This is a genomic window from Providencia sp. PROV076 (assembly GCF_028483405.1).
In the GTDB taxonomy this organism is placed as follows: Bacteria; Pseudomonadota; Gammaproteobacteria; order Enterobacterales; family Enterobacteriaceae; genus Providencia; species Providencia huaxiensis.
This window is the reverse complement of the sequence record NZ_JAMPRR010000007.1, coordinates 29,745-55,796: the sequence shown is the minus strand read 5'-3', so window position 1 is coordinate 55,796 and position 26,052 is coordinate 29,745. Positions and strand designations below refer to the sequence as shown.

The following is a 26,052-nucleotide window of genomic DNA, read 5'->3' as shown; positions in this document are numbered from 1 at the left end:
CGTTCAATTAAGCCTAATTTTCGGCCAATCTCACTAGTTTTAGCTTATTAGTGGTATTGGTAACCGGTTCGAGAAACTGAGCACTTATGGATTACTTTACTCTTTTTGGGTTGACCCCCACTTATGCCATCGATAGCGAACAACTGACGTTACGTTTTCAAGACTTACAGCGTCAATACCATCCTGACCGTTTTGCTACCTGTTCTGAACAGGAAAAAATGCAAACACTGCAAAAAGCAGCAACCATTAATGCTGCCTACCAAGCCCTTCGTCATCCGCTAAAACGTGCGGAATATATGCTTTCATTGCATGGTTTTGATATTAATAACGAACAACATACTATGCATGACACGGCATTTTTGATGGAGCAGCTTGAGCTACGTGAAGAGTTAGACAATATTGAGAACAGTGATGATGCACTTGATCTGTTGGCTAAATTTATGCAAAACGTTAAACAAATGCAGCAAGCACGAAGTGCCCTGATGGTGACAGAACTGGATGCCATGGAGTGGGAAAAAGCCGCTGATACAGTACGTAAACTACGTTTTCTCGATAAGCTTCAGCAGCAAGCAGAGCAACTCGAAGAACGATTACTAGATGAATTTTAAGAGAAAACGATTATGGCATTACTACAAATCAGCGAACCCGGTATGATAGCAGCTCCGCATCAACGCAAATTGGCTGCAGGCATTGATTTAGGTACCACCCACTCTTTGATTGCGACAGTGCGCAGTGGTGAAGCTGCAGCTTTGCCTGATAGCCAAGGGCGCTTTTTATTACCATCGATTGTTAATTATCAATCCGAAAGCAAATTAGTGGGATGGGATGCGAAGCAACGTGCTGAGCAAGACCCCGTTAATACCATCATTTCTGTGAAACGTATGATGGGGCGCTCTCTAACCGATATTCAAAAACGTTATCCTGACTTGCCATATCAACTGAGCGCGAGCGAAAACGGTTTGCCATTTATTCAAACCGCGGCTGGCCAAGTCGACCCAATCCAAGTGTCTTCTGACATTCTAAGAACATTAGCAAAACGTGCAGAAGAAACCTTAGCGGGGGAAATGGATGGCGTAGTGATCACGGTTCCTGCTTATTTCGATGATGCTCAGCGTCAAGGTACGAAAGATGCGGCTCGTCTTGCAGGCTTACATGTATTACGTTTGCTGAATGAACCGACTGCCGCCGCGATTGCTTACGGATTAGATTCAGGGCAAGAAGGGGTGATCGCGGTATATGATTTAGGCGGTGGGACTTTTGATGTGTCCATTTTGCGCCTGAGCCGTGGAGTCTTCGAGGTGTTGGCGACGGGGGGCGACACAGCACTTGGTGGTGATGATTTCGACCAAGTATTGGCACAGTGGATTGCTGAACAGGCAGGCGTTTCATTACAAGGCGATCACCATTTAAATCGTCAGTTATTAAATGTGGCGACAGAAACGAAAATTGCCTTAAGTGCATCTGAAGTTGCGACGATCACCCTTGGTGATTGGCAAGGTGAAATTCAACGTGAACAGTTTGAAGCACTTATTGAAACTCATGTTAAACGCACTTTAATGGCTTGTCGTCGTGCATTGAAAGATGCAGGTGTTGAAGCGCAAGAGGTACTGAACGTTGTTATGGTCGGTGGCTCGACTCGCGTGCCATTAGTACGCCAAAAAGTCGGGGAGTTTTTCGGTAAATCACCTCTGACATCCATCGACCCAGATAAAGTTGTAGCGATTGGCGCCGCCATTCAAGCGGATATCTTAGTAGGGAACAAACCCGACAGCGAAATGTTGTTATTGGACGTGATCCCGTTATCCCTTGGCCTAGAGACCATGGGGGGATTGGTTGAAAAAGTGATCCCGCGTAATACGACGATCCCAGTTGCTCGTGCTCAAGAATTTACCACATTTAAAGATGGGCAAACAGCGATGAGCGTTCATGTGGTGCAAGGTGAACGTGAAATGGTAGCAGATTGTCGTTCATTAGCTCGCTTTACCTTGCGTGATATTCCTGCAATGGCAGCTGGTGGTGCGCATATTCGTGTGACTTTCCAAGTGGATGCGGATGGGCTATTAAGTGTTAGCGCTATGGAGAAATCCACGGGTGTAGAAGCCTCTATTCAAGTTAAGCCATCATATGGGTTAACGGATAATGAAATTTCAAACATGATTAAAGATTCAATGACTAACGCGCAAGATGACTTAAATGCGCGCCGCCTAGCGGAGCAAAAAGTTGAAGCAGCAAGAGTGCTTGAAAGTTTAACGAGCGCATTAGCCCAAGATGGCAATTTACTGACGCCAGAAGAAGAGTCAGGAATTGATAATGCGGTCAATGAGTTAATTAAAGCGGTTGAGGGTACAGACCCAATCGCAATTGAAAATGCCATTAAACAACTGGATAAGCAATCGCAGGAGTTTGCCGCGCGTCGTATGGATACCTCCATTCGCCAAGCGTTGTCAGGCCATTCTGTGGATGAGATATAATTATGCCTAAAATAGTTTTTTTACCTCATAGTGATTTATGTCCAGACGGTGCGGTTGTCGAAGCACAAGAAGGCGAATCTATTTTAAATGTTGCACTACGCAGCGGTATTGAGCTTGAGCACGCCTGTGAAAAATCCTGTGCTTGTACAACTTGTCATTGTATCGTTCGTGAAGGTTTTGACTCACTGGAAGAAAGTAGTGAACTCGAAGATGACATGCTAGACAAAGCATGGGGACTAGAGCCAGAAAGTCGTCTAAGTTGTCAGGCGCTGGTGACGGATGAGGATTTAGTGGTAGAGATACCAAAATATACTATCAATCACGCCCGCGAACACTGATTTTTGTCATACTTCACGCTGTAGCGTTGTTGGCTTCTTTCACTAACCCTAGTCACATACTTTTGTATGCTCCTAGGGATTAGCTCATTTGCCGCCTAGCTACAACGTGAATTATTTAAAAAATCGAAGTGCTTGTTATGCATTGTCATACTTCACGCTGTAGTGTTGTTGGCTTCTTTCACTAACCCTAGTCACATACTTGTGTATGCTCCTAGGGATTAGCTCAATTTGCCGCCTAGCTACACACAAACTATTTAGAGCATGACTAAAATTAGAGCACTGAATGACTTGTATGAAGTACATAAATGTCTCTGACAGATATAGATAAGAGAGGGTGTCGTGAGTTTAAAATGGTCAAATAGCCGTGAAATCGGAGAGGCACTGTATGACGCATTTCCCGATGTTGATCCAAAAACGGTGCGCTTTACCGATATGCACCAGTGGATTTGCGATTTAGAAGAATTTGATGATGATCCGCAAAAATCGAATGAAAAAATCCTAGAAGCGATTTTGTTAGTTTGGCTGGATGAATTCGAATAACGAGGGATTTATTCTAAAGACCGAGCGACTATTAGAAATAGTGCTCGGTTTTTTATTTTATATCAGCACTATAATGATATCCCTATTGGCATTTATCAGTTAAGGTAATGCCATCTGCTGACAGAATAAATGGGCTTTTGCTGTCTGCAAAAATAGACAAAGTGAGAAAAACGATGACAAAACAAATTATGCCAGTAATGATTTCTTGTGAGCCAGCTGCACCTTGTTGGGGCGAAGGCGCATTGTTAAGCTCTAGCGATAAAGGGATGACAATCCACCTGAAACATGCAGGTAAATTATGTGCAGTACAAAGCGCTGGCCGTAAATTAGATGGCCAAGGGATCCGCAATGTTGCTTTGGCTGGCGAAGGCTGGGATTTAGAAAAAAGCTGGGCATTTTGGCAAGGTTTTCGTGCACCAAAAGGGGCTAGAACGATTGAATGGCCTGTATTGCCAGAAGCGGATCGTAAAGAGTTAGAAAACCGTATTCGTACCATTGATTGGGTACGTGATGTCATTAATGCACCGGCAGAAGAGTTAGGGCCAGAGCAACTCGCGCAACGCGCCATTGATTTACTCTGCACGGTGGGCGCACAAGACATTAGTTACCGTATTATTAAAGGTGATGATTTATTAGAACAAGGTTATACCGGTATTCATACGGTTGGTCGCGGTTCAAGTCGTCCACCGGTCTTTTTAGCGTTAGATTACAACCCAGGTGCGAACCCAAATGCCCCTGTTTTTGCTGCGTTAGTGGGTAAAGGTATTACCTTTGACTCAGGTGGCTATAGCATCAAACCTTCCTCTTCAATGAATTCAATGAAAGCGGATATGGGTGGTGCTGCAACATTAGCGGGTTCGTTGGCATTGGCGATTTCGCGTGGCTTACAAAAACGCGTGAAAATGTTCCTGTGTATTGCTGACAATATGGTTAGCGGCAGTGCATTCAAGCTGGGTGATATTATTCGTTACCGTAATGGTAAGTCTGTTGAAATTATGAATACAGATGCGGAAGGTCGTTTAGTACTAGCCGATGGCCTGATTGATGCGAGCAAAGAAAAACCAACGTTGATCATCGATGCAGCAACCTTGACAGGCGCAGCGAAAATGGCTGTGGGTAATGACTACCATTCAGTATTGAGCTTCGATGATAAGTTAGTCGCTGACTTAATGAATGCATCAGATGCAGAGTTCGAATTATTTTGGCGTTTACCATTAGCTGAATTCCATCGCCAACAATTACCGTCAGGCTTTGCCGATTTAAACAACATTGCAGCGCCATCTCATACCGCGGGTGCAAGTACAGCAGCTGCCTTTTTATCGCACTTTGTTGAAAATTATCGTCAAAATTGGGTGCATATTGACTGCTCCGCGACTTACCGTAAATCCGCTGTTAGCTTATGGGCTGAGGGCGCAACGGGTACAGGTGTAAGAACATTGGCTAACTTATTAATCAGTAAATCAAAGTAGCGAATGTTTGATTGATAACAGGCACGGGAAGGTGACTTTTCGTGCCTATTTTTTTACCTTGACGTATTTGCGAGTATAATAAGCGATTCTTTTTAATAGCAGGGGATTGGCAATGTCGCAGCAATCGAATAATAACAGTTCCAACCAAGAAACTGAGATCCAATTTACTGAATTAACCGTGCCAAAAGGTTCATCACTTAAATTAAGTGTGTTAGAAGAACAGCCACAAGCCATTGTTGAGGCGCTGACTGAATTTTTTAAACAATACAAAGTGGTTAGACGCGGTTTTATGGTTTCCGCAATAGAGAACGATGACGCGCAAGAAACGCCTATCTTAATGATAGCATTGGAATTTACCGCAGGAGCGGAAAATATTGATACCATTATTCATGAGGCGGGAACACTTGCTTGTGAGTTCTTAGCTGATGACGAATCTATTGATTTTTGTGTGGTGAATGAAAATGAGCAAGGTGTTAGCCACTTTATTACTCAACACGTTCAACCTTTTTATCAGCGTCGTCTTGGTAGCTTCTTACGAGATACAATCCCAGTAAAAAATACCTAATAATTTCATGTATAGAGTGAGGAAAATACTTTTCTCACTCATAAAATGCATATTGGTCATTAATTAAATATATATTCTGCTTACTATTTAAAAAATATTATTTCATTTCTCTGTTTTTCTCTCCCATCATTTTTTCCGTTTTGTCTGATAGGTGTTCTTATTACATTCTGTTAAATTATATTGATAATTAAAACACTATCAGCAGCATTTATCTGTGTGTATTTTAAACGATTTAAACGTATATAGTGTGGTTTTAACCTTCTGTTAAAACCGTAAAAATAGAATACATTTTAACTAATTAAAGGGCGGGCGGTAATGAAACAACAATCAAGTTGGGCTTCATTGGCGGGTCTAAAAACCAAAAAACGTTATTTAGCACTTGCGTTAGCATCGGTCGTGGCATTGGCCGGTTGTGATAATGCAGATGAAACAACCAAAAATGAGCCAAATGTTTCAACAACAGCGCCAGAAAACCAAACCAAAACAGCGCCAGTTGCAGAACAGAAAAAAGTAGCACCGAAACTTTCCACTGAAGAAATGGTAAAAAAATATGCAGGGAAAGATTTAACCATTTTGGATGCATCTGAATTACAACTTGATGGTGCAAGTGCCATGGTGGTGACATTCTCCGTGCCATTGCAAGCCAACCAAGACTTCGGCCAGTTTATTAACCTTATTGATGTTAAATCAGGAAAATTGGATGGGGCTTGGGAGCTGTCTGATAACCAGATGGAACTACGTTTCCGTCACCTTCCACCCTCTAAAGAATTAAATTTAACCATTAACCCAGGTATTAAAGCGGTTAATGAGCGTACAACGACCGACAGTTTTGAGAAAAAACTGACCACAGCACAAATTATCCCAACGGTTGGTTTTGCAAGTAAAGGCTCCTTATTACCGAGCAAGGTCGCCCAAGGCTTACCTGTGATAGCCTTGAACGTTGATAAAGTCGACGTCAATTTCTTCCGTGTAGATGAAAAGCAATTGCCACAATTTTTAGCGCAGTGGCAATATCGCAGTAATTATGAGTATTGGTATTCAGAAGAGTTTCTCGACAAAGTGGAGCTGGCTTATACCGGCCGCTTTGATTTAAACCCAGATAAAAATACCCGCCAAACCATTTTACTACCACTCAAAGATGTCAAAGAGTTGCAGCAAGATGGCGTATATTTGGCCATCATGCAAAAAGCAGGCAGCTATAGTTATCAATTCCCTGCGACCGTCTTCACATTGAGTGATATTGGTGTGTCACTACACAGTTACCAAGACCGTGTCGACATTTTCACCCAATCCTTAGCGAAAGGCTCCGCAATTAAAGGTGTTGAGCTGCGTATTTTGGATGAAAAAGGCCAGTTAGTGACAAAAGGCACGACAGATGGCGATGGTCATGCCCAGTTAGATAAATTAGCGGGTGGAAAATTATTACTGGCAACCCACGAAGGGCAAACCAGTATGATTGATTTAACTCATCCTGCACTTGATTTATCTGAATTCGACATTTCAGGGCCGGAAGGCTACGCAAAACAATTTTTCACCTTTGGGCCTCGTGATTTATATCGTCCGGGTGAATTGCTACTGGTCAATGGTTTATTGCGTGATGGTGATGGTAATCCGGTTAAAACTCAACCAGTTAAAGTTGATGTATTAAAAACGGATGGGCAAGTGGTTCGTAGCTTTGTTTGGCAGCCGGAAGAAAACCAAAATGGGCTATATCAATATCAATTTGAAATCCCTAGAAATGCAGAGACAGGCGGTTGGTCACTGCGCTTTGATTTAGGTGATGGCTCGCCACTGCGTTATTACAAATTTAATGTTGAAGATTTCATGCCTGAACGTATGGCGCTAGAAATCGTTGGTAGCGATGTGCCGCGTTTAACTGATCAATCCGTGGATTTTGATATTCAAGGGCGTTATTTATATGGTGCGCCAGCGGCAGATAACCAGTTACAAGGCCAAATTGTGTTAAAGGCCAATCGCGAAGCGGTAGCAAAATTACCGGGCTTTGAATTTGGTGCTGTCAACGAAGAGGGCTTACCACGTAAGTTGGATGAGTTTGACCTAACGCTGGACAGCAACGGTGAAACGGTGATTTCAATTCCAAACAGTAATTGGAGTTCAACACGTTCACCGATTTCAGCTGTTTTACAAGCAAGTTTGCTTGAAGCAGGTGGCCGTCCAGTGACGCGTCGTGCTGAGCAAGCCATTTGGCCGGCGGAAAAATTGGTCGGTATTCGCCCATTATTTGCTAAGAAAGAAATTTATGATTACCGCACAGACCGTTATGTCAAACGCCATAATGTGGATGAAAACTCGCTTGCTGAGTTTGAATTAGTCATGGCAGATGCGGCGGGTAATAAACTGGCGGCAGAAAACTTAACAGCGCGTTTAGTGTACGAACGCCGTGATTATTACTGGAGTTGGTCTGAAAGTGGTGGCTGGTCTTCAAATTATGACCAAAAAGACCTCGTTATGGCGAATGAAAATATTGTCATCGCCAAAGACGGGACTGCGAAAGTGTTTTTCCCTGTGGATTGGGGCGCATTCCGCCTAGAAGTCGTCAACCCAGAAAATCAGCTCGTGTCGAGTGTCCAGTTCTGGGCAGGGTATTCATGGCAAGATAATACGGGGGGAAGTGGTTCAGTTCGCCCTGACCAAGTGAAACTTAGCCTAAATAAACCTGCGTACTTACCGGGTGAAAAAGCCAAAGTTCGCATTGAATCCCCTAAAGCAGGTAAGGGATATATATTGCTCGAGTCGAGTAATGGCCCACTGTGGTGGGAAGAAATCGACGTGCCAGAAAAGGGCTTAGACGTTGAAATTCCAGTCAATAAAGAGTGGGCTCGTCATGACCTCTACGTCTCAGCAGTTGTGGTTCGCCCAGGAGATGACTCTAAAGAAGCCACGGTGAAACGTGCGGTGGGTGTCTTGCATTTACCGATTGCAGATGAGAACCGTAAAATAGCGTTGGCTCTAACGACGCCAGACAAAATGCGTCCTAATCAAGACTTGACGGTAAAAATTAAAGCGACCGCACAAGACGGAAAACCATTACCTGAAAAAGTGAATGTGTTGTTATCAGCGGTAGATACTGGTGTATTGAATATCACGGATTTCAAAACTCCAGACCCGTATGACGCTTTCTTTGGCCGTAAGCGCTATAGTGTTGACCAATATGACGTTTATGGTCACTTAATTGAAGGCCAAGGTAAGGTTGCTAACCTGCGCTTTGGTGGTGACAGCGAAGAGGCGGCATTAGAGCGTGGTGGTATGAAGCCACTCACTGAAGTGCAAATTATTGCTGAGCAGGCTAAGCCTGTCACATTAAATAAAGACGGTGAGGGTGAAATTAGCCTTGCTATCCCTGATTTTAATGGCGAACTCCGCGTGATGGCGCAAGCATGGAATGAAAAAGAGTTCGGCCATGCAGATAGCAAAGTGATTGTCGCGGCACCATTAGTGACACAAATGTCGATGCCACGATTTATGGCTGGCGGTGATAAGTCTTACTTTGCACTTGATTTGACCAATATGACGGATAACACGCAGAATGTGACCGTCAACTTCAAGGCATCAGGAATGGTGAAACTTGATGGTGTCAGTAGCCGTGAGTTAGCGTTACCGAAAGGCAAACGCACCACGATTAACTTACCGGTCAAAGCAGACTACGGCTTTGGTGAAGGCGAAGTGTCGATGACCATTAATGGCATTAACATTCAAGGCGAAGCCAATAAAGATTACAGCAACAGTTGGAAAGTTGGCGTTCGTCCGGCACAACCGGCAGAAACTGTTTCGTTTGCAACCGCTATTGAGCCAGGTACCTCATGGGCACTGCCAATTAACCAGATTGCGGGCCTACAACCAGATACCATTGAAGGGCAAGTGCTATTAACGAGCCGTCCACCGTTAGATGTTTCTCGTTATATTAGAGAGTTATTTGCTTACCCATATGGTTGCTTGGAGCAAACTATCAGCGGGTTATATCCATCATTATTCTCAACTCAAGCTGAGCTGAATAAGATAGGGATTAAAACGCAGACGGATGCAGACCGCCATAAAGCGATTGAAATTGGTATTCCGCATTTGTTAAGTATGCAACGTAATGATGGCGGTTTCTCGTTATGGGATAGAAACGGCCGCGAAGAGTATTGGTTAACCGCATATGCAGCGGATTTCTTGAATAAAGCGAATCAGCGTGGGTTTACGGTTCCCCAAGAAGCTATCAGTAACGCAAACACGCGCTTATTGAGCTATTTACAAGATGGCAACCAAATCAATTATCCTTATACGGAAAATCAGGCAGGCGCGCGTTTCGCAACCCAAGCTTATGCAGGCTTAGTATTGGCGTCACAGCAAAAAGCACCTCTAGGTGCATTACGTCAACTTTATAACCAAAGAGATCATGCCGCGAGTGGCTTACCACTTGTTCAGTTAGGCGTTGCGTTGAACTTGATGGGGGATAAATCACGTGGTGAGAGCGCGGTGATTGACGGGATGAAAAAACAGCGTAATCGCTACAGTTATGTCGGGGATTACGGCTCAGTGATCCGTGACGATGCGATGATTGTTGCGCTGTTAAATGAATATAATTTAATGCCAAAATCGCGCGACCAAAAACTGCAAACTTTGTCTAATAACTTGACTTCTCAACGTTATTTCTCGACACAAGAGAGCAACGCGTTGTACTTAGCGGGCCGTTTCTACTTAAATGAAAGTGAAGCTCCATGGAAAGCAACGATTAATGGCCAAGAACCTCCGATGGTTTCAGATAAACCTGTGAGTGAGTTCCTGAGTAAAGGCCAATTAGAAACAGGCTATAGCATCGAAAACAATGGAACCAATACCCTGTATACACGCTTAAACGTAGTGGGGTATCCGCAACATTCACCGAAACCAAGTTCGAACGTATTAGGTATCAGCCGTAGTTACTATGATATGAAAGGCAATCGCATTTCATTAGATAGACTAAGAAGCGGTGAAATGGTGGTGGTTAAGCTGGAAGTTCAGGCATCCCAAAGTGTGCCAGATGCGCTAGTGGTTGACTTGCTGCCAGCGGGCTTAGAACTAGAAAACCAAAATTTAGCGAACAGTAGCGCTAATTTGAGTGAATCTGCACCGAACCTGCAAGAACTGATTGATGATATGCAACAATCACAAATTCGCCATATGGAATACCGTGATGACCGTTTTGTGGCTGCCGTTGAAGTACAGCAATATCGACCAACGACATTAGTCTACTTAGCGCGGGCAGTGACACCGGGTGTGTATAGCATTCCAGTACCACAAGTTGAATCAATGTATGTCCCTGACTGGCGTGCGACTGGCTATTCTGATGGCCAATTAGAAATCGTTCGTTAATCTCCTCTTAAAGCCCTTATATTAATACTCAAGATATAAGGGCTCTTTTAATTTATTTTCGGTACTCCCATCAATGAAAAAATGGTTACGCCGCACAGGCATTACACTGGTTCTGTTGGTCATTATTTTGCCACTGGCTTTTCTAGGGGCTGATAAAATCTGGCCGTTGCCGATTAAGCAAATTGAAATGGCACGAACCGTGGTTGCAGCGGATGGCACACCATTGTGGCGCTTTGCAGACAAAGAGGGTATTTGGCGCTTTCCGGTTACACTCGAGGAGGTTTCTCCTGATTTTATCGAAGCGTTATTAACCTATGAAGATCGCCATTTTTATCGCCATCCGGGGGTAAACCCGTTTTCGCTAGTTAGGGCTGCGGGGCAGTTTGTGAGTTCGGGGCGCATTGTGTCAGGCGGTAGTACCATTTCGATGCAAGTCGCACGCTTAATTGACCCCCATGAAAGAACATTGGGTGGTAAGCTAAAACAACTTTGGCGTACGGCTCAGCTTGAGTACCACTATTCAAAAGATGAAATTTTAGAGATGTATTTAAACCGCGCTCCGTATGGCGGAACGATTGAAGGGATTGGCGCCGCTAGCTGGGTATATTTGAATAAGTCACCGGCAAAATTGACAGCGAGTGAAGCGGCTCTCTTTGCTGTTTTACCTCAAGCCCCTAGCCGCTTAAGGCCAGACCGTTATCCAGAAAGAGCACAAGCCGCTCGTGATAAGGTGTTAGACCGGTTAGAGGAATACCAGGTCTGGAGCCCTGAAAAAGTTACTGATATTAAACAAGAACAGATTTGGTTAGCACCGCGAAAGAATCCACATTCAGCCCCCTTGCTGGCAAGGCGGGTGACCAAGGGGACGCAAGAGTCCATCATTGAAACCACTATCGATGCCAGCTTACAAAGGCAGCTGGAAGATATGGCAATGAATTGGAAAAACCAACTGCCAAAACAAACGTCACTGGGGATTTTGGTGGTCGATCATACGGATATGGCCGTGAAAGCGTATATTGGCTCCATTGATTTCCAAGATGATAGCCGTTTTGGGCATGTCGATATGGTAAGCGCTTGGCGCTCCCCCGGCTCAACGTTAAAACCATTTTTATATGCATTAGCGATGGATGATGGGCTCATCCACGCGGAATCGTTATTACAAGATGTTCCGCGGCGCTTTAATGATTATCGTCCCGGTAACTTTGACAGTGGTTTTAATGGCCCTGTGAGTGTCAGCGATGCATTAGTTCGCTCATTGAATTTACCCGTAGTGCAGTTGTTAGATGTGTATGGCAGTAAACGATTTACGGCTCAACTCCGCAATGTTGGGACTGAACTGCGCTTTCCGTTAGGCAGCGAGCCAAATTTGTCGCTAATTTTAGGCGGGACAGCTACACGGATGGAAGATTTGGTTTCCGCTTACAGCGCATTTGCGCGAAAAGGTAATGTGTCACCGCTGCGCTTTAAACCCACCGATGAAATTCGTGATAGAGCGCTGATGTCACCGGGCGCAGCATGGATAGTGCGCCGAATTATGGGTGGGGAAGCTCGTCCTGTACCGGATCCTAATTTATCAGGGCAAATAAATTTGGCATGGAAAACAGGGACCAGTTATGGTTATCGTGATGCGTGGGCGATTGGTGTTAATCCACGTTATACCATCGGTGTTTGGGTTGGGCGGCCTGATGCCACGCCTGTTGCAGGGCAGTTAGGTTTCGCCACAGCGATCCCTATTATGAATCAAATAAATGGCATGTTACTGAGCAAAATTTACCAATCACATGAGCCGTTACCAAAAGATGTGAAACCTGCCAGTGTAAGCCAAGCGGTGATTTGCTGGCCGGGTGGCACAGCATTGCTGAAAGATGACAATAATTGCCGCCAAAGGCGTCTTAGCTGGATCTTGGATAATACGATCCCACCGACTTTAATGGCGCGAGACCAAGAGTCGTTATTAGGATTAAGGCAAAAAATTTGGGTCAATGAGAAAGGGCTCCAAGTTGCGGCTGATTGCCCGAATGCCCAAGAAAAAGAAGTGCATTTATGGCCAATTACGGTGGAGTCATGGTTACCAAACAGTGAAAAACGGGAAAATCGGTTACCTAAAGCGGATTCAGTTTGTCCTCCTATGAAGTTAGAAATGCCGCCATTATTGATTTCTGGTATACGTGATGGTGAAGTATTACAGCGTTTACCTGGTAAAACTAGCTTAGACTTGCGTTTAGTCACACAGGGTGGGCAAGGGCAGAAATGGTGGTTTTTAAACGGAGAACAAGTGAATACAACCGAGCAAAACGGTTCTATTTTGCTAACACTCGATAAAAGTGGAAGCTACCAAATTTCAGTATTAGATTTAAGCGGCCAAGTAACGGCAATAAGCTTTAGAGTGAAGTAATAGATGAAAAACGTGACTTACCCGAAAAAATAGTGTTTTTTGCTATAAAAAGTTTAACAAAATGTTGTTGTGACTGTAGGAAATTGTAATCAGAGCCCCTATAATCATCGCCTTATTTTTCTTTTTCCTAGATAGGGTTGCCTTTGAGGTCTAAAGGTCTAACAATAGAATTAGAAATAATATAAAAAACTACAACATGCCTATTTTAAGTTCTTACATCCTAAGTTACAGGGAAGAATAAAGAATAAAGGCCTAATGAATCGCTAAGAGGTTATTTATGACTGTTCAACGTACATTTTCTATTATTAAACCAAACGCTGTGAAGAAAAACGTTATTGGTGCAATCTACAACCGTTTTGAAAGCGCCGGTTTCACTATTATCGCTGCTAAAATGATGCATTTGACTCGTGAGCAAGCTGAAGGCTTCTACGCTGAACACAAAGGCCGTCCTTTCTTTGAAGGTCTGGTTGAATTTATGACTTCAGGCCCTATCATGCTGCAAGTGTTAGAAGGTGAAAATGCAATCCAACGTCACCGTGACCTGATGGGCGCAACTAACCCAGATAACGCATTAGCGGGTACTTTACGCGCAGACTACGCAGACAGCTTCACTGAAAACGCAACTCACGGTTCAGACTCTGAAGAATCTGCGGCACGTGAAATCGCATATTTCTTCACTGCGGATGAAATCTGCCCACGCTAAGACTTCTTTAACTAATGCATTAGCATTATTGTTATAAAGTTTGTACAATGCGACGCCCTGCTATGATTAGCGGGGCGATTATATTTTTAAGACTGCAAAAATTACGTCGTGCTATACTCATTACTAGCACTGCCGAAAGTGTAACAACGAGGCAATACACCATGTCTGATATGACGACAGATGCACAATGTGCAACTTCTTCTGCTATTTCTGTCACACCAGAAAAAACGAACCAAAAAACCAATTTACTCGATTTAAACCGCAAACAAATGCGCGAATTTTTTGCTCAAATGGGTGAAAAACCGTTCCGCGCTGATCAGGTCATGAAATGGATTTATCATTATTGCTATGATGATTTTGACCAAATGACCGATATTAATAAAGTCCTTAGAGCAAAACTGAAAGAAGTTGCAGAAATCCGTGCACCGGAAGTCGCTGATGAACAACGTTCATCAGATGGCACCATCAAGTGGGCCATCAAAGTGGGTGACCAACTGGTTGAAACCGTCTATATCCCAGAAGCAGATCGGGCAACACTGTGTGTCTCTTCACAGGTCGGTTGTGCACTGGAATGTAAATTCTGCTCTACGGCACAGCAAGGTTTCAACCGTAACTTACGTGTTTCCGAAATCATTGGCCAGGTTTGGCGAGCTGCAAAAATTATTGGTTCACTGAAATCCAGTGGACGTCGTCCAATTACTAACGTCGTAATGATGGGAATGGGCGAACCATTACTGAATTTGAATAATGTCGTCCCGGCAATGGAGATTATGTTAGATGACTTCGGTTTTGGTTTATCTAAGCGCCGTGTCACGATTTCCACTTCGGGGGTTGTACCTGCATTAGATAAACTAGGGGATATGATTGACGTTGCATTAGCGATTTCACTACATGCACCAACAGACGATATTCGCGACGATATTGTTCCAATTAATAAAAAATACAATATTGAAACTTTCCTCAACAGCGTGAATCGTTATTTAACCAAATCGAATGCGAATGCAGGACGAGTAACTGTAGAGTATGTGATGTTAGATCACGTGAACGACAGTGTTGAGCAAGCTCATCAATTAGCAGAATGTTTAAAAAACACACCGAGCAAAATTAACTTAATCCCGTGGAACCCGTTCCCAGGGGCCCCTTACGGTAGAAGTTCGAATAGTCGTATCGACCGCTTCTGTAAAGTGTTGATGGGCTATGGTTTTACCACGATAGTGCGCAAAACACGCGGTGATGATATTGACGCTGCCTGTGGGCAACTTGCTGGTGATGTGATTGACAGAACGAAGCGAACGTTGAAAAAACGCTTAGCAGGGGAACCTATTAAGGTAAAAACAGTCTGATTTATAAATATGTTTGAATTAGTGAATTAGGTTATGATTTAGGGCGTTTTAGAGTTAGGCAAAACGCCCTTGTTAACCTACAATAGTAGAAGCAATAAGAAAAATTTAATTGTTGTTTCAACATGATGATAAATTATTGACGAATAAAGCTGCTCAATGTTTGCTTTATATATTTTAAACTTGGAAATAGTGTTGCCAGCAAATGACTATCGAAAATAATACCGAACAGACTACGACGACAGTCGGACAATTATTGACGCAAGCACGTGAGCGCATGGGGCTAACCCAAGATATTGTTGCAGAACGATTATGCCTTAAAATCAGTACGGTAAAAGAGATAGAACAAGATATTGCTCCCGCTGGTGTAGAACCGACATTTTTACGTGGTTATATTCGCCTTTATGCTCGAATGGTCGGCATATCAGAAAACGAATTAAAAACGTATTTGAAAACGGAAGAACCTGTCACATTAGCCAAAGTTTCTCCTATGCAAAGCTATTCTTTAGGGAAAAAACGTAAAAAGCGTGAAGGTTGGCTAATGAAACTGACGTGGTTGATTGTGATTGTGCTGATTGCAATGGTTGGTGTGTGGTGGTGGCAAGATCATAACGCACAGAAAAATGAGCTAGTTTCAATTGCAAATCAAAATGATTTGATTTTGTCTCAGCAAAATAACAGCACAACACCGGTTGAATTGTCGACTTCAACAGAAATTGTCTCAACTGACACTGCCCCTGCCGCACAGGAAAATGCGCTTGAATTACAAGTTCAAGAGCCTGTATTAACCACAGACCCGATTACCGAGCCTGTCAGAACCATTCCATTACCTAATGCACCGCAATCTTCTGTTGCATTAGATAGAACACAAAACACAGAAACGACTGACCCTGTTGCTGTTAGCAGCCAAGCTTTGGTCTTAAACTTTACTGGCCAGTGCTGGTTAGAAATTCGTGACGCGAATAATAAAATCTTATTCAGTGGCACCAAAAATAATGGCGATAAGCTGGAGCTTGATGGCCCGCAGCCTTATCGTCTGAACATCGGTGCACCAGCAAATGTCACTGTACAGTTCCAAGGTAATGCCGTTGATTTAAGCCGCTTCATCAAAGCGAAACGTCCGGCAAAATTGAAGTTACCTGAAGCCTAAATTAGAAAGACAAAAAGAAGCAAACTATATCCGAAAACATCTTTTTTGATAGGCTATGGTTTGCTTTCTTGTGTATAGTTGAGCGTATAAAAATAATCGTTAAAACTATACCTCGGTAGCAAAGAGTACCACGGTAACAAAGAGCACATGGACGTTCGGAGAATTAAACAAAAATGCATAATGAATCACCGATAAAAAGACGTAAATCCACTCGTATTAATGTAGGCAGCGTACCAGTAGGCGATGGCGCACCTATCGCTGTCCAGTCAATGACCAATACCCGCACAACTGATGTCGAAGCTACTGTCCGCCAAATTAAATCACTTGAGCGTGTTGGTGTGGATATTGTTCGCGTTTCTGTTCCTACGATGGATGCGGCAGAAGCGTTTAAGTTGATTAAACAGCAAGTTAGTGTTCCTCTGGTGGCTGATATCCATTTTGACTATCGTATTGCATTAAAAGTGGCCGAATACGGTGTTGATTGCTTGCGTATTAACCCAGGTAATATTGGTAGCGAAGAAAGAATTCGCCAAGTGGTTGATTGTGCACGCCATTACAATATTCCTATTCGCATTGGGGTCAATGGTGGTTCCCTTGAAAAAGATATTCAAGAGAAGTATGGCGAACCGACACCTGAAGCCTTAGTTGAGTCAGCAATGCGCCATGTGGATATCTTAGATAGACTGAATTTCGACCAGTTTAAAGTCAGTGTAAAAGCATCAGATGTGTTTCTCGCTGTCGGCTCCTACCGTTTATTAGCGAATAAAATCGATCAACCACTGCATTTAGGGATCACCGAGGCCGGTGGTGCACGTGCAGGTTCAGTAAAATCGGCAATTGGCTTAGGAATGCTACTGTCCGAGGGTATTGGTGATACCTTGCGTATTTCTTTAGCGGCGGACCCGGTTGAAGAAGTTAAAGTCGGTTTTGATATCTTAAAATCACTGCGTATTCGTTCACGTGGCATTAATTTTATTGCTTGTCCAACTTGTTCACGGCAAGAGTTTGATGTGATAGGCACGGTGAATGAGTTAGAACAGCGCTTAGAAGATATCATTACACCAATGGATGTGTCGATTATTGGTTGTGTGGTCAATGGTCCCGGTGAAGCGGAAGTGTCCACGCTAGGTGTTGCAGGCGCAAAAACCAAGAGTGGTTTCTATGAAGACGGTAAACGTCAAAAAGAGCGCTTTGATAATGACAACATTATCGACCAGTTAGAAGCTAAAATTCGAGCCAAAGCAGCGATGATGGATGAAAGCAAGCGGATTGAAGTCAATTTAAAAGATTAATTTTGTCTAATCTAGTGCCAAACGATTCATAGTGTCGTTTGGCATATTTAGAACAAACGCTATATCAATTATCCGCATTTTTTTCTAAAATCGGTCGCTCACCGTACAAATTGACAGATAAATCCCGATTAGTATCAGTAATTGGTGTTTGTTGATTGAACCAGATGATATTTCGCTCTTATAATCAAACTTATGTAATTCTGAAAATAGAGAAATAAAGTGGGAAAAAATATCCAAGCCATTCGCGGCATGAATGATTACTTACCAGCTGACACGCGTGTATGGCAGAAAATCGAAGCAACATTAAAAAATATTTTACAGGGTTATGGTTTTAGTGAAATTCGTACCCCGATTGTAGAGCAGACCCCGCTATTTCGCAGAGCGATAGGTGAAGTGACGGATGTCGTTGAAAAAGAAATGTACACTTTCAATGACCGTAATGATGAAAGTCTGACATTACGCCCTGAAAATACCGCAGGTTGTGTCCGTGCCGGTATTGAGCATGGTTTGCTGTACAATCAGGAACAGCGTTTGTGGTATTTAGGGCCAATGTTCCGTTATGAGCGCCCACAAAAAGGCCGTTACCGTCAATTTCACCAATTAGGTGCTGAAGTGTTTGGTCTTGCGGGTCCTGACATTGATGCGGAAGTCATCTTAATGACAGCACGCTGGTGGAAAGCATTAGGTATTAGTGAGCATGTGACATTAGAGCTGAATTCGATTGGCTCACTAGAAGCGCGTGCTAATTACCGTGAGTCCTTAGTTGCTTTCTTAGAACAGCATAAAGACAAGCTGGATGAAGATTGCAAACGCCGGATGTACACAAATCCTCTGCGTGTTTTGGACTCCAAAAATCAAGACGTTCAGATTTTATTGAATGATGCGCCTGAACTGTTTGATTACCTTGATGTCGAATCACGTGAGCACTTTGATGGCTTATGCAAGCTGTTAGAAGCCGCTGGCGTTCAATACCGTGTTAATCAGCGTTTAGTTCGTGGTCTTGACTACTATAACCGCACTGTTTTTGAATGGGTAACAACGGCGTTGGGCTCACAGGGTACAGTTTGCGCGGGTGGCCGTTATGATGGCTTAGTTGAACAATTAGGCGGTCGTGCAACACCTGCGGTGGGTTTTGCCATGGGTATGGAACGCATGGTGTTATTAGTCCAAGAAGTGAATCCTGAATTTACAGCGGATGCTTCAGTGGCTGATGTTTATCTTGCTTCATTTGGCGAAAATAGCCAGCAAGCAGCGATATTAGTGGCCGAAAAAGTGCGTGATGCACTACCGACACTGCGGTTAATGACTAACCACGGTGGTGGTAACTTCAAGAAACAGTTAGCAAGAGCGGATAAACAAGGCGCTAAAATTGCCCTGATCTTGGGGGAAGATGAAATTCAAAATAACCAAGTCACATTGAAAGATTTACGCACAGGCGTACAAGAAACCATTTCGCAGCAACTTATGGCGTCACGCATCGCCGAGTTATTAGGTTAAGGAGAGACAAGTGGAAGTCTATACAAACGAAAATGATCAAGTCGATGCGATTAAACGCTTCTTTGCGAATAATGGCGTGGCATTAGTTGTTGGCCTCGTAATTGGTGTGGGTGGTGTATTTGGTTGGAACTACTGGCAATCACATAAAACCAATGTACTGCAAGAAAGCGCTCAAAAGTTTGAAGCAGTAAACACTCAGTTACGTTCAGGTTCAGAACAAAGTATTGTTGCAGCGCAAAAATTCGCAGCTGAAACTGACGATGTATACAGTGCGATGATGGGCTTAGAGCTTGCGCAAATCGCTGTGGATAAAGGTGATTTGGCTAACGCACAAACTGCTTTGACCAATGCACTAGCGAAGGCAAAAACCGCGGATATGCAAGATTTAATTAACCTGCGTTTAGCGCGAGTTCAATTGGCTCAAGGTAATGCGGACGGTGCGATAGCATCAGTTGCAAATATTAAAAGTAAGTCATGGCAAGCAACGGCACAGGATGTCCGTGGTGATGCTTTACTCCACAAGGGCGATAAAGCAGGTGCAAAAGCGGCTTACGCTCAGGGGTTAGAAAGTGAAGGCTCTCAATCTATTAGAGGTATTTTGACTCTGAAGTTGAACAACGTATCTAATTCATAAGAAGAAAGGAAACGACAAACATGCAGTTGCGCAAAACACTTTTAGTTGGCCTAGTCGCTTCAGCTTTACTTGCCGGTTGTTCCAGCGAAACTGATTCTATTATCATGGCGCCACTTCCACAGGTTGAAAATCAATTCAGCCCATCAATTGTTTGGGATAAATCTGTCGGAAATGGTGTTGAACAATTTTATTCTGAATTATCACCTGTTTGGGATGGTTCAGCGGTTTATGCAGCAGACCGTAAAGGTTTAGTTAAAGCTTTTGAACTCGATAGCGGTAAAGAGCTCTGGTCAGTCGATTTATCTAAACGAACTGGTTTTCTTTCTGCTAACTTGTCTGCGTTATTGTCAGGCGGTTTAACCGTCGATGGCGACAAAATCTTTGTGGGTACAGAGCGCGGAACCGTTATTGCGCTGAACAAAGAAGATGGCCAAGTCGTTTGGGATGTCGAAGTTGCCGGTGAAGCCCTTTCTAAACCGGTAGTGAGTAATGATTTTGTTATGATTCATACCAGTAATGGCCAACTGCAAGCTTTAGACGTCAATAGCGGTGAAATCAAATGGACCGTTAACATGGATACCCCATCGTTGTCATTACGCGGTGAATCTGCGCCTGCGGTTGCTTTTGGTGCTGCGATTGTCGGTGGGGACAACGGCCGTGTTAGTGCGGTGCTGTTGTCTCAAGGTCAATTAATTTGGCAACAACGTATTTCGCAAGTGACAAGTTCGACAGAAATCGGCCGCTTAAATGATGTCGACATGACACCAATTATTGATGACGGTAAAGTGTATGCGATTGCTTATAATGGCACATTGGCAGCACTGGATATGCGCTCAGGTCAAATTCTGTGGAAACGTGAGCTGGGCTCAATCAATGACATGGTGATGTCAGGTGAAAACCTGTATCTCGTTGACCAAAGTGACCGCGTATTATCTGTTCGTAAAAGCGATGGTGTGACGCTATGGACGCAGGAAGACCTGTTAAATCGTGGGTTATCTGCGCCAGAAATGTATAATGGCTATCTTGTTGTCGGTGATAAAGAAGGTTATCTGCATTGGTTAGACATGAATACGGGTGGGTTTGTTGCACAAAACAAATTAAACAGCTCAGGTATTCACAGTCGCCCAGTTGTTGCGAGTGATAAGCTAATGGTTCAGACAAAAAACGGAACAGTTTACCTGTTAACACGTTAATTTTCTGACAAACCGCCAATTTATCGATAAAATCAACGGTTCCTGAAGACAGGAGCCGTTTCGTTTTTTTGTTTTCTGAGTTAAAGCCTCAGAATTCCTTAAGTTAATAAAAGTTGTGAGGCATCTAAGAATGATACCCGTCGTAGCGCTGGTAGGGCGTCCAAACGTAGGAAAATCCACGTTATTTAACCGTTTAACCCGTACCCGTGACGCATTAGTAGCGGACTTTCCCGGTCTGACTCGTGATCGCAAATATGGTCGTGCTGAAGTTGAAGGGCATGAATTCATTATTATCGACACGGGTGGTATCGATGGGACTGAGGAAGGCGTAGAAACGCACATGGCCGCACAGTCCTTGCAAGCCATTGAAGAGGCCGATATTGTTCTGTTTATGGTTGATGCAAGATCTGGGTTAATGCCTGCAGATGAAGGTATTGCCAAACATCTTCGTAGTCGCAAGAAAAAAACATATTTAGTCGCGAACAAAACAGATGGCATCGATGTTACAACGGCAATCGGGGATTTTTACTCTCTTGGCTTAGGGGAAATTCATCCTATCGCAGCATCGCACGGCCGTGGTGTCACTCAGTTAATCGAACAATCGTTAAAACCTTTTATTGGTGAAGACGAAGAAGAGGTTGAGCTGACTGAAGAAGAAGAAAATGCGGCTTATTGGGCTGAGTTAGAAGCACAAGGTGAGCTTGATGAAGACGAAGAAGATGACTTTGACCCAACAACACTACCGATTAAATTAGCCATTGTTGGTCGCCCGAATGTAGGTAAATCCACATTAACCAACCGTATATTAGGTGAAGATAGGGTTATTGTGTTTGATATGCCCGGGACAACCCGTGACAGCATTTACATTCCAATGGAACGCGATGAGCGTGAATATATCCTGATTGACACCGCAGGTGTTCGTAAACGTGGCAAAGTCACTGAAACAGTCGAAAAATTCTCTGTAATTAAAACGTTACAAGCGATTGAAGATGCGAACGTCGTATTATTAGTCATTGATGCACGTGAAGGTATCTCAGACCAAGATTTATCTTTACTTGGTTTTATCCTCAATGCGGGGCGCTCATTGGTGATTGCGGTCAATAAATGGGACGGTATGAAGCCAGAAGACCGCGAACACGTAAAAGACATGCTTGAACTGCGTCTTGGCTTTGTTGATTTCGCACGTATTCACTTTATTTCTGCACTGCATGGTAGTGGAGTGGGGAATCTATTTGAATCAGTGCAAGAAGCTTACGAATCAGCAACTCGTCGAGTCGGAACGGCATTATTAACACGCATTATGAAGATGGCAGAAGATGAGCACCAACCACCGCTTATCCGTGGTCGCCGTGTTAAAATGAAATATGCCCATGCTGGAGGACACAACCCACCGATTGTGGTGATCCACGGTAACCAAGTTTCTGATTTACCAGATAGCTATAAACGTTATTTGATGAATTACTTCCGTCGTTCATTACAAGTGATGGGAACGCCAATTCGAATTCTGTTTAAAGAGGGTGAAAACCCTTATGCAGATAAGAAAAATAAGTTAACGGCAACCCAGCTACGTAAGCGTAAGCGTTTAATGCAGCATTTGAAAAAGCGTTAGTCAATAAGGCGTTAATAAAGGTTTAATTAACCCTATTGAACAGATAAAGCCGTAACAAAATTATTCTGTTACGGCTTTTTAATATTATCTAGATTGATACTTTAAGAAAGAATATCGCCCTTACGTGACCAAAATACATCATGATGGACGAAGGGTAAGAATTAAAGATTGAGGGAAATTATGGACACTCGTTCTTCTACACGTTTAAACAAATATATTAGTGAAAGTGGTATTTGCTCAAGGCGTGAAGCTGACCGTTATATTGAGCAGGGTAATGTATTTATTAATGGTAAGCGTGCAGGAATTGGCGACCAAGTTTTTTCTGGTGACGTGGTAAAAGTTAATGGGCAATTAATTGAGCCGCGTAATGAAGAAGATTTAGTGTTAATCGCACTCAATAAGCCAGTCGGTATTGTTAGTACGACGGAGAGTGGTGAAAAAGATAATATTGTTGATTATGTTAATCACAGCACCCGAATTTTTCCAATTGGCCGCTTAGATAAAGACTCTCAAGGGTTAATTTTTCTAACAAACCATGGGGATTTGGTGAATAAAATTTTGCGGGCTGGAAATTCTCATGAGAAAGAGTATTTAGTTACCGTCAATAAGCCCGTTACAGATGATTTTATTCGTGGAATGGGGGCTGGAGTCCCGATCCTCGGTACAATGACTAAAAAATGTAAGGTTAAGAAGGAAGCGCCTTTTGTTTTTAGAATTACGCTTGTGCAAGGGCTAAACCGTCAAATTCGTCGTATGTGTGAGCATTTTGGTTTTGAAGTCACAAAACTTGAACGGGTTCGAATTATGAATGTTAAGTTGACTGGCATTCCTGTCGGTGAGTGGCGAGACTTAACGGATGATGAACTAATTGAATTATTTGATATGATGGAAAAATCTGAGTCAGACGTAAAATTGAAAAAGCCACAGAAATCCACTTCTGCGAGTAAAGGTAATACAAAGCAAGCGTCGCCAAGTAAACCAAAAGCAAAAACAGAAAACCCGACACGTAAAAAATTTACACAACCAGGTAGAAAAAAGAAAAAACGCTAACGTGCAGGTTTGATTAATAAGGCTGAATGAAAGAGTTAGCGAATGCTCTTTAATATCGGCCTTTAGTTTTTCAGAAAATGGTTCTTAAATAGTTTAATGCTATCTAGCGATATTAATTATTACAGATTGACTTCTAACCCAACATCTAACCAACTCTGTTGTGTTTTTTGTGCGATATTACCATCAAATAGTTTCTTAGCTGCGCGGATCGTTGCATCAGCAAATTCGATGAAGGTCGCCTTCGAGGTCACGCGTTTGTCAGATACGGCTTCAAGCCAAATTTTACCTGCAATATCCCATGTATAACCACCAAGGCTCTTGGCTAATAGGTAAAAGGCTTTATTTGGAATGCCTGAATTAATATGTACGCCGCCATTATCAATAAAAATAGGTAAATCCTGATATTGCGCCATATGGCCAACTTGTGGATCTCTAATATCGTCAGAAAGATAATAAGCATCGCCTGGATCCATCATAGAACGTAGTGCTGGCGCATTTATTTGGTCGATAAATAAATTTTCCCCGAGTAACCAACTAGATGTATCCGCTGTTTCATTGTTCAAATATTGTTTCACCATAATACCAAGTACGTCTGCGACGGACTCATTCAGTGCTCCTGACTGGAAAGAGTATCTAAAATTAGCTTTTGAACTAATGAAACCATGAGCAAGTTCGTGAGCGATTATATCAATGTCGTTATAGAATGGACCAAAAACGATTCCATCCCCGTCACCAAAGAAAATAGCTTGAGAATTCCAAAATGCGTTAGCGTAGTTTGTTCCATAATGAATAACCGCATTAATATCAGCAGAACAGCCAAAAATTTGGTCAATATTTAATTTTTCCTTAAAAAAGGTACGAATAACACCAATTGAATTAAATACTTGCCCAGCTGGCCTTGAGGGAGCTTGAGTGTCGTCTTCGCACATAATGACAGCATAGTCATCATGTGGCATATGACTATCTGGAGAAAGTCCTGAACGTTCACAGATTGGTAGGTCGGAGTGCCAGTGGTGCTTATATGGAACGGGGAGTTGAGCGTCACGAATAAAGCGGTTATAACGCTTTCCAGCTGTATCTATAGGGCAAGATGAAAGATTATTGCGATGAAGTAAGGCATCTTCATGTGAATAGGTTCGGCTCATAATATCATTGATATGTGTGAGCGTTGGTTTTAAGTCACTATGACCTGCTTTAGTCACTAAATTGGCCAATAAACAAGGTGAGAGTAACGAACGGCCTAAAGATTGATTCATATTATAACTCCATTCAGTTGGGTGAAATGGAATCATAATTCGTCGTGATGATTTTGTAACTACCTGATATCTAAGCTTTAAAGTTAATTATTGTTATTTTATGTTAGAAAGGTAGAACAGTTATCTTTCTACCTTAATTTGTAAACCAATGTTATTAATTATGGCAAAACCCACTCTTTATTTAAGATTAAAAATTCAGTATAGAGAGCGGCCTCTTGGCTATTCGGTTCTGGGTGATAGTCGTATTCCCAGCGAACAAGCGGAGGCATTGACATTAAAATTGATTCTGTTCGGCCTCCACTTTGTAAGCCAAATAATGTACCTCTATCCCATACTAAATTGAATTCTACGTAACGGCCACGACGATATAATTGGAATTGACGTTCCCGTTCATCCCATGAATACTCTCGACGTTTTTCAACAATAGGCACATAGGCATCTAAAAAGCCATTGCCAACGGCTTGAGTGAAGTTAAAACAAGACTCAAACCCGCCTTGGTTAAGGTCGTCATAAAATAGCCCGCCAACACCACGAGGCTCATTTCTATGTTTCAGGAAGAAATATTCATCACACCAATTTTTATATTTAGGATAAACATCATGCCCATAAGGACGACATAAATCACGAGCAACGGTGTGCCAGTGGATAACATCTTCATGAAAACCATAGAAAGGGGTTAAATCAAAACCACCACCAAACCACCAAACAGGCTCACAACCTTCTTTTTCAGCAATAAAGAAACGGACATTAGCGTGGGTTGTTGGAATATAAGGATTCAGAGGGTGAATAACGAGAGAGACGCCCATTGCTTGGTAGCTGCGACCTGCAAGTTCAGGGCGATGGGCTGAAGCAGATGCAGGTAATTTTTCTCCTTTAATATGAGAGAAATTCACCCCTGCTTGTTCAAATAGTGCCCCTTTAGTTAGTACCCGGCTGCGACCTCCACCACCTTCAGAGCGTTCCCATGTTTGTTCTAGAAAAGTTTCTTTACCATCTAGCTCAGTGATTTTTTTGCAAATGGTCTCTTGCAAGCTTTGCAAATAGGTTTTTACACGATCAATATCTGGGTAATTCATTGTTTTATAATAGAACCATAGGTAAAAAATAATGGTTAAAGTATACCCTTTTGCTCGAAGAAAGGCATATTGAATATTGATTGTGTCGTAAAAGCAGAGATAATGGCAGAAAGATTAGG

The 26,052-nt window shown here is 42.9% G+C and carries 19 protein-coding genes; 17 read left to right on the top strand and 2 right to left on the bottom strand.

The features are described from left to right. Positions 1–86 precede the first annotated feature (86 nt). From hscB to rluF, 17 genes are all read left to right on the top strand, one after another. Positions 87–608 (top strand): co-chaperone HscB, encoded by a 522-nt coding sequence (gene hscB / locus PSF67_RS06385; RefSeq protein ID WP_195697441.1) that lies wholly within the window; start codon positions 87–89, stop codon positions 606–608. A gap of 12 nt (positions 609–620) precedes the next feature. After that, entirely contained in the window at positions 621–2,471 is a 1,851-nt protein-coding gene (gene hscA / locus PSF67_RS06380) for a Fe-S protein assembly chaperone HscA (protein WP_272676653.1), read from the top strand. Between the two features lie 2 nt (positions 2,472–2,473). Then, positions 2,474–2,809: an ISC system 2Fe-2S type ferredoxin gene (gene fdx / locus PSF67_RS06375; RefSeq protein ID WP_042844637.1), complete on the top strand. Its 336-nt coding sequence runs from the start codon at positions 2,474–2,476 to the stop codon at positions 2,807–2,809. Between the two features lie 339 nt (positions 2,810–3,148). After that, positions 3,149–3,349: a Fe-S cluster assembly protein IscX gene (iscX, locus tag PSF67_RS06370; protein WP_004912658.1), complete on the top strand. Its 201-nt coding sequence runs from the start codon at positions 3,149–3,151 to the stop codon at positions 3,347–3,349. A 173-nt stretch (positions 3,350–3,522) separates the two neighbouring features. Continuing rightward, positions 3,523–4,818, top strand: coding sequence for an aminopeptidase PepB (pepB, locus tag PSF67_RS06365; protein WP_272676652.1), 1,296 nt, complete (start codon positions 3,523–3,525; stop codon positions 4,816–4,818). Between the two features lie 112 nt (positions 4,819–4,930). Beyond that, entirely contained in the window at positions 4,931–5,383 is a 453-nt protein-coding gene (locus tag PSF67_RS06360) for an enhanced serine sensitivity protein SseB C-terminal domain-containing protein (RefSeq protein WP_102137549.1), read from the top strand. Positions 5,384–5,698: 315 nt separating this feature from the next. Then, positions 5,699–10,738 (top strand): alpha-2-macroglobulin family protein, encoded by a 5,040-nt coding sequence (locus PSF67_RS06355; RefSeq protein ID WP_272676651.1) that lies wholly within the window; start codon positions 5,699–5,701, stop codon positions 10,736–10,738. Positions 10,739–10,811: 73 nt separating this feature from the next. After that, positions 10,812–13,133, top strand: coding sequence for a peptidoglycan glycosyltransferase PbpC (gene pbpC / locus PSF67_RS06350; protein ID WP_231068874.1), 2,322 nt, complete (start codon positions 10,812–10,814; stop codon positions 13,131–13,133). 277 nt (positions 13,134–13,410) lie between these two features. Beyond that, positions 13,411–13,836, top strand: coding sequence for a nucleoside-diphosphate kinase (gene ndk, locus PSF67_RS06345; protein WP_004264899.1), 426 nt, complete (start codon positions 13,411–13,413; stop codon positions 13,834–13,836). 161 nt (positions 13,837–13,997) lie between these two features. After that, entirely contained in the window at positions 13,998–15,179 is a 1,182-nt protein-coding gene (locus PSF67_RS06340) for a bifunctional tRNA (adenosine(37)-C2)-methyltransferase TrmG/ribosomal RNA large subunit methyltransferase RlmN (RefSeq protein WP_004912645.1), read from the top strand. A 202-nt stretch (positions 15,180–15,381) separates the two neighbouring features. After that, a complete protein-coding gene (gene rodZ / locus PSF67_RS06335; RefSeq protein WP_102137552.1) occupies positions 15,382–16,326 on the top strand; it encodes a cytoskeleton protein RodZ in 945 nt (314 codons plus the stop codon). 173 nt (positions 16,327–16,499) lie between these two features. After that, positions 16,500–17,618: a flavodoxin-dependent (E)-4-hydroxy-3-methylbut-2-enyl-diphosphate synthase gene (gene ispG / locus PSF67_RS06330; RefSeq protein WP_004264895.1), complete on the top strand. Its 1,119-nt coding sequence runs from the start codon at positions 16,500–16,502 to the stop codon at positions 17,616–17,618. 219 nt (positions 17,619–17,837) lie between these two features. Next, a complete protein-coding gene (gene hisS, locus PSF67_RS06325) occupies positions 17,838–19,115 on the top strand; it encodes a histidine--tRNA ligase (protein WP_272676650.1) in 1,278 nt (425 codons plus the stop codon). Positions 19,116–19,125: 10 nt separating this feature from the next. Continuing rightward, positions 19,126–19,749 carry a YfgM family protein gene (locus PSF67_RS06320; protein ID WP_102137554.1) on the top strand — a complete coding sequence of 208 codons (624 nt, stop codon included), beginning with the start codon at positions 19,126–19,128 and terminating at the stop codon, positions 19,747–19,749. A 20-nt stretch (positions 19,750–19,769) separates the two neighbouring features. Beyond that, positions 19,770–20,942, top strand: coding sequence for an outer membrane protein assembly factor BamB (gene bamB, locus PSF67_RS06315; RefSeq protein ID WP_272676649.1), 1,173 nt, complete (start codon positions 19,770–19,772; stop codon positions 20,940–20,942). A 130-nt stretch (positions 20,943–21,072) separates the two neighbouring features. Further along, the gene (gene der, locus PSF67_RS06310) at positions 21,073–22,551 is read left to right on the top strand and encodes a ribosome biogenesis GTPase Der (protein WP_102137556.1); all 1,479 of its coding nucleotides are present in this window, start codon (positions 21,073–21,075) and stop codon (positions 22,549–22,551) included. A gap of 180 nt (positions 22,552–22,731) precedes the next feature. Further along, the gene (gene rluF / locus PSF67_RS06305) at positions 22,732–23,601 is read left to right on the top strand and encodes a 23S rRNA pseudouridine(2604) synthase RluF (RefSeq protein WP_102137557.1); all 870 of its coding nucleotides are present in this window, start codon (positions 22,732–22,734) and stop codon (positions 23,599–23,601) included. 119 nt (positions 23,602–23,720) lie between these two features. Here the strand turns inward: rluF and PSF67_RS06300 are convergent, their stop codons facing one another. Both PSF67_RS06300 and hemF read right to left on the bottom strand, forming a co-directional pair. Continuing rightward, entirely contained in the window at positions 23,721–24,857 is a 1,137-nt protein-coding gene (locus PSF67_RS06300; RefSeq protein ID WP_195697436.1) for a M4 family metallopeptidase, read from the bottom strand. Between the two features lie 158 nt (positions 24,858–25,015). Beyond that, on the bottom strand, positions 25,016–25,933 hold the full coding sequence (gene hemF, locus PSF67_RS06295) for an oxygen-dependent coproporphyrinogen oxidase (RefSeq protein WP_195697435.1): 918 nt from the start codon (positions 25,931–25,933) through the stop codon (positions 25,016–25,018). Positions 25,934–26,052: the final 119 nt, after the last annotated feature.